The organism is Pseudonocardia kujensis (assembly GCF_021283305.1).
Lineage (GTDB): Bacteria > Actinomycetota > Actinomycetes > Mycobacteriales > Pseudonocardiaceae > Pseudonocardia > Pseudonocardia kujensis.
This window is the reverse complement of the sequence record NZ_JAJSOK010000160.1, coordinates 1-1,086: the sequence shown is the minus strand read 5'-3', so window position 1 is coordinate 1,086 and position 1,086 is coordinate 1. Positions and strand designations below refer to the sequence as shown.

At 72.3% G+C, this 1,086-nt stretch carries 1 pseudogene; it reads left to right on the top strand.

The window, feature by feature from the left end:
* Positions 1–116 precede the first annotated feature (116 nt).
* A pseudogene (locus tag LWC35_RS38795) lies at positions 117–1,086 on the top strand (IS481 family transposase).

Sequence of the window (1,086 nt, the reverse complement as noted above, 5' to 3'; positions counted from 1 at the left end):
TGTACTGCTCACGGAGGTTGAGTACGGCGACACGGCTGGGATGATCTTGATGTAGGTGAGGGCCTCCAGGTCCGGTGTGGATTGCGACATCTGCACCGGCGACCTGGAAGGCCCTCATGCCCCACCGTAATGCCCGCTGTCCGAGACCGGCCGTCTGCGGCTGGCCAGGTGTGTCGTCGACGACGGCTGGCCGCTGCGCCGGGCCGCGGAACGATTCCAGGTCGCCGTGACCACGGCGAAGCGCTGGGCCGACCGCTACCGGCTCCACGGCGAGGCCGGTATGGTCGACCGCTCCAGCCGCCCGCACCACAGCCCGCGCCGGACCCCGACCCGCCTGGAGCGGCGGATCATCAAGGTCCGGGTGACTCGCCGCTGGGGCCCGGCCCCATCGCCGCGCTGCTGCGGATCGCGGCCTCGACCGTGCACCGGGTCCTGCGCCGCTTCGGGCTGCCGCGGCTAGCCGAGCTCGACCGCGCCACCGGGCAGCTGATCCGCCGTCCGGTCGTGCGCCGCTACGAGCACCCCCACCCCGGCGACCTGGTCCACGTCGATGTCAAGAAGCTGGGCAACATCCCCGACGGGGGCGGGCACCGCGTCCTGGGCCGCGCCGAGGGCAAGCGCAACCGGGCCCGCGGCGTCGGCTATGCCTACCTGCACACCGCGCTCGATGACCACTCCCGGCTGGCCTACACCGAGATCCACACCGACGAGCGCCGGGAGACCGCGGTGGCGTTCTGGGCCCGTGCCCAGGCGTTCTTCGCCGCCGCCGGCGTGCCGGTCGCACGGGTACTGACCGACAACGGGGCCTGCTACCGCTCCCGGCTCTGGCGCGAGCAGCTCGCCGCGGCCGGGATCAGCCACAAACGCACCCGCGCCTACCGGCCCCAGACCAACGGCAAGGTCGAACGCTTCCACCGCACCCTGCTCGACGAATGGGCCTACGCCCGCCCCTACCGGACCGAGTCCGAGCGTCGAGCCGCCCTACCCGGCTGGCTGCACTTCTACAATCACCACCGCGCACACACCGGAATCGGCGGCCACCCACCCGCCAGCCGCGTCCCCAACCTCTCCGGGCAGAACAGCTAG